Annotated in this window: 4 protein-coding genes; 2 read left to right on the top strand and 2 right to left on the bottom strand. The window is 70.6% G+C overall.

Annotated elements, in window-relative coordinates:
• Nucleotides 1–112: 112 nt before the first annotated feature.
• Nucleotides 113–1,030 (bottom strand): SMP-30/gluconolactonase/LRE family protein, encoded by a 918-nt coding sequence (locus WH07_RS34710; RefSeq protein WP_046509008.1) that lies wholly within the window; start codon nt 1,028–1,030, stop codon nt 113–115.
• A gap of 53 nt (nt 1,031–1,083) precedes the next feature.
• Nucleotides 1,084–1,854: an IclR family transcriptional regulator gene (locus tag WH07_RS34705; RefSeq protein WP_046509006.1), complete on the bottom strand. Its 771-nt coding sequence runs from the start codon at nt 1,852–1,854 to the stop codon at nt 1,084–1,086.
• A 167-nt stretch (nt 1,855–2,021) separates the two neighbouring features.
• Between WH07_RS34705 and WH07_RS34700 the strand changes: the two genes are divergently transcribed.
• Together WH07_RS34700 and WH07_RS34695 are read left to right on the top strand one after the other, a co-directional pair.
• The gene (locus WH07_RS34700) at nt 2,022–3,185 is read left to right on the top strand and encodes a mandelate racemase/muconate lactonizing enzyme family protein (RefSeq protein ID WP_046509005.1); all 1,164 of its coding nucleotides are present in this window, start codon (nt 2,022–2,024) and stop codon (nt 3,183–3,185) included.
• Between the two features lie 92 nt (nt 3,186–3,277).
• On the top strand, nt 3,278–4,246 hold the full coding sequence (locus tag WH07_RS34695) for a zinc-dependent alcohol dehydrogenase (RefSeq protein WP_232789167.1): 969 nt from the start codon (nt 3,278–3,280) through the stop codon (nt 4,244–4,246).
• Nucleotides 4,247–4,299: the final 53 nt, after the last annotated feature.

Below are 4,299 nucleotides of genomic sequence, written 5' to 3'. Positions count from 1 at the left end.
GCTGGGACTGGGGCGGGCGGATCGTGCGGGGCGTCGGGCCATGCGTCCATTCTCGCGGACCGTTCGCACTGGCTCGGCTCCGTGCGGCCCCGGGCTCCGCCGTATATCGGCCTCAACCCGCGAACGGAGTCCCCGGCAGCCCCTGCCCCGCGTCCGGCAGGACCAGCAGCGAGCCGGAGAGCGGATGCGGGCGTGCCAGACCCGTACGGGCCGAGGTGATGTAGAGGTCCCGCAGCCCGGGACCGCCGAACGCGCAAGCGGTGGGGCGCTGTACGGGCAGCTCGACGGTACGGTCGAGATCGCCGCGCGGGGTGTACCGCCGGATCCGGCCACCGTCCCAGAGGGCCACCCAGACGCAGCCGTCCGCGTCGACGGTGAGCCCGTCCGGAAGGCCGTCCCCGTCCTCGATGACCGCCAGGGTGGTCCGTTCCGTGATGCGTTCACCGTCGACACGGAACCGGTCGATGCGACGGGTGGGGCTATCGATGTAGTACATCGTCAGCCCGTCGGGGCTCCAGCCCGTGCCGTTGCCGACCGTGACGGTCAGTGCCTCGGTGACCGTACCGTCGGGTGCCACCCGGATCAGCCGTCCGCCGCGGTCGGCCTCGTCGTACCGCATGCTGCCCGCCCAGAGCGATCCGTCCGGGGCGATGGCGGCGTCATTGCCCCGGCGGCCGGGCACCGGATCGTGGACCAGCCAGGAGAAAGCGCTCTCAGAGCCGCCCGGGCCCCCGGAAGGTCGGTGGCTCCCGAAGACCCCGGGGCCGTAAAGCCCGATGCCGTCCCGGAGGTTGACCACCAGACCGCCCCCGGCGCGCGGTTTGGCCGCGCCGACATGCTGCTCGGTGACCATGACCGTACGGCGGCCGTCGGCCGGATCGTAGGTGTGGACGCGCGAGGAGAGGATGTCGACCCAGATGAGCCGGCCGGACGCGGTGTCCCAGGTGGGTCCTTCGCCGAGCACGGCCGCTTCCCGTACCGCGACCTCTACACGCGCCGCCGAAGCCGGTGCCGCCGAAGCCCCCGGCATTGAAGCCCGTGCCGCCGGACTCCGCGCTCCTGAAGCCCCTGCCGCCGCGGCACTCACCACGCCCCCCGGTGGCCCAGCCGTACTGAGAGCGTGTTCGCGCCCTTGGCCGCGAGCTGACCAAGCTCCTCCTCGCGCTCGTCGCTCCACCGGATCACCGGTACGGAGATGGACAGCGCGGCGACGACCCGCCCCGCGCTGTCCCGTACCGGTGCGGCCACACAGTTCACATCCGGGTTGGACTCACGGTGCTCGACAGCGATGCCGCGTTCCCTGATCACCGCCAACTCGGCCCGCAGCGCATCGGGATCGGTGACACTGGCGGGCGTCATGGCGGTGAACTCATGCCCGGCGATGCGCAGTTCGAGCTCCGCCTCGGGCAGGGACGCGAGCAGCATCTTCCCCACCGAGGTGCAGTGGGCGGGCAGTCTCCGTCCCGCCGCGGAGACCATACGGACCGCGTGCGTGGAGTCGACCTTCGCGATGTAGATCACGTCGGTGTCCTCCAGGATCGCGACATGGACGGTCTCGTCGCAGGTCTCGGCGATCTCGCGGGCGACCTGTCTGCCCTCGGCGGCCAGATCGAGCTGTTCCGCGTATCTGCTGCCCAGTTGGTACGTACGCACATCCAGCCGGTACCGGCCGGGCTCGCCGGGGACGGGCGCCAGATACGAGCGGGCCGCGAGCGTGGTGAGCAGTTCGTGCACGGTGGTACGGGGCAGTTGGAGGCGGCGGATCACCTCGGGAGCGGAGAGCGTGCCGTCGCCCTCCAGAAACAGTTCGAGTATGTCCAGGGCCCGCGTCACCGCGGGGACGAGCCGTCCCATGGCCGACCACCCACCCCTCGTGTCCGGTATCTCGGCCATCGGCCGGAATGACGAACACAGGCTAACCGGCGCGCAACCCATTGACACCCCTCGGAGAGCCTGAATACCGTCACGCCACGATTTCGAACGTGTGACGAAATACCGAACACACACGAGGGGCAACCGCCTTGCGTATTACGGGAATCAGCACACATGTCGTCGGTACACCGTGGCGCAATCTCACCTATGTCCTGGTCCACACCGATGAGGGACTCACCGGTGTCGGCGAGACCCGAATGCTCGGCAGGACCGATGCGTTGACCGGCTATCTGCGGGAGGCGGAGGCCAACCACCTGCGGGGATCGGACCCGTTCGCCGTCGAGGACCTCGTCCGCAGGATGAAGTACGGCGATTACGGCCGGGCCGGTGAGATCGTGATGTCGGGCATCGCGGTCGTCGAGATGGCCTGCTGGGACATCAAGGGCAAGGCGCTCGGCGTACCGGTCTGGCAATTGCTCGGCGGACGGGTCACGGACCGCGTCAAGGCGTACGCCAACGGCTGGTACACCACCGAGCGCACCCCGGAGGCGTATCACGGGGCGGCGCTGGCGGTGGTGGCCCGCGGCTACCGGGCCCTGAAGATCGATCCGTTCGGCACCGGGCACTTCGAACTGGACCGGGCGGCGAGCAACGAGGCGGTGGCGCTGATCGAGGCGGTACGGGACGCGATCGGGCCGGACGCGGAGCTGATGCTGGAGATGCACGGGCGGTTCAGCCCGTCGACCGCGGTACGGCTGGCGCGAGAGCTGGCCCCGTACCAGCCGGCCTGGCTGGAGGAGCCGGTGCCGCCGGAGAATCTGAAAGCGCTCTCCAAGGTCGCGGAGAAGGTGGATCTGCCCATCGCGACCGGTGAACGCATCCATGACCGGATCGAGTTCAGGGAACTCTTCGAGTCCCAGGCGGCCGACATCATCCAGCCGGACGTCGGGCACATCGGCGGGATCCTGGAGGCCAGAAAGCTGGCCGCGACCGCCGAGACCCACTATGTGCTGGTGGCGCCGCACAATGTCGGCGGCTCGGTGCTGACCGCCGCGAGCCTTCAACTGGCCGCCTGTACCCCGAACTTCAAGATCCTCGAACACTTCAATGACTTCGCGGACGCGGAGATCAAGAAGGTGGTGACCGGCGCTCCGGAGGTCGATCCGGCTACGGGCTGCTTCACGGTGCCGGACGCGCCCGGTCTCGGGGTGGAGTTCGACGCGGACGCGGCAGCCGAATTCCCGCAGCGGCAGGCGCGGTTCGACCTGTGGGCCGAGGGTTGGGAGAAACGCGTCCCCAAGGCGTCCCGGTGAGCGCCCTGGCGAATACTCCCGCGTCGTCCCGGGCCCCCGCGGTTCCGCACGGCAGCCGGTCGGTCGTTGTCGAACGGCCGGGAACACACCACGTGGTGTACGGCCCCGAGCCCGTACCGGGCCCCGGCGAGGTGCGGATACGGGTAGCCGCCGCCGGGATCTGTCTGAGCGACCGCGAAGTGTACGAGGGCCGCCGCGACGCGGCCTATGTGCGCTACCCGGTGGTGCCGGGGCACGAGTGGGCGGGCACGGTCGACGCGGTGGGCGAGGGCGTGCATCCGGAGCTGACGGGCCGTCGGACCGTCGCCGAGGGGTTCCGCGCCTGCGGGATGTGCGCGCGCTGCCGGAGTGGCGAGACCTCGCTCTGCACCCGGGGTTACGACGAGACGGGGTTCACCCGTCCTGGTGGTTTCGCGGACCATGTGGTCGTCCCCGCACGGCTGTTGCACCTGCTGGCCGATGACGCCGATCTGCGGGCGGCGGCGCTGCTGGAGCCGGCCGCCGTGGTCGCCGCGGCGGTACGGGCGGGCCGGCCGGAGCCCGGGGAACGGATCGCGGTGGTCGGCGCCGGCACGCTCGGGCTGCTCGCCGTACAGCTCCTCGCGGCCTCCTCCCCCTCGGAGCTGACGGTCATCGATCCGCGCTCCGAACGGGCTGCCGAGGCACGGGAGTTCGGGGCGAGCGAGGCCCTGGATCCGGCGGAAGCACGGGAGTTGGACGGGCGGTACGACCTGGTCGTGGAGACGGCCGGAGCGCCGGCCAGCGCCGCCTCGTCCTGTCTGCTGGCGCGGCGCGGCGGTCGGGTGGTGCTCACCGGGATGTTCGCGCCGGGCGCACGCGGTATCGACCCGGTTCATCTCTCGCTGAACCAGCTCACGGTACGGAGCGTCTTCGGGGCGCCGTCCGCCGCCTGGTCGTTCGCTGTACGCGCTTTCACCGGCGGGCTGCTCGATCCGGGGCCGCTGGTGACCCATGAATTCCCGCTGGAGCAGTACGGCGAGGCCGTGGCACTGGTGGGCGGCGGCGATCCGGGCACCGGAAAGGTACTGCTGCGCCCCTGACGGACACGTCCCCCGCGTGCCGCCCCCACCTCGGTCCCCGACCTGTCTCCTAT

The organism is Streptomyces odonnellii, assembly GCF_000981895.1.
GTDB classification, from domain to species: Bacteria; Actinomycetota; Actinomycetes; order Streptomycetales; family Streptomycetaceae; genus Streptomyces; species Streptomyces odonnellii.
Note: the sequence above shows the minus strand (reverse complement) of the source record. Positions and strands in the feature narration are given on the sequence as shown.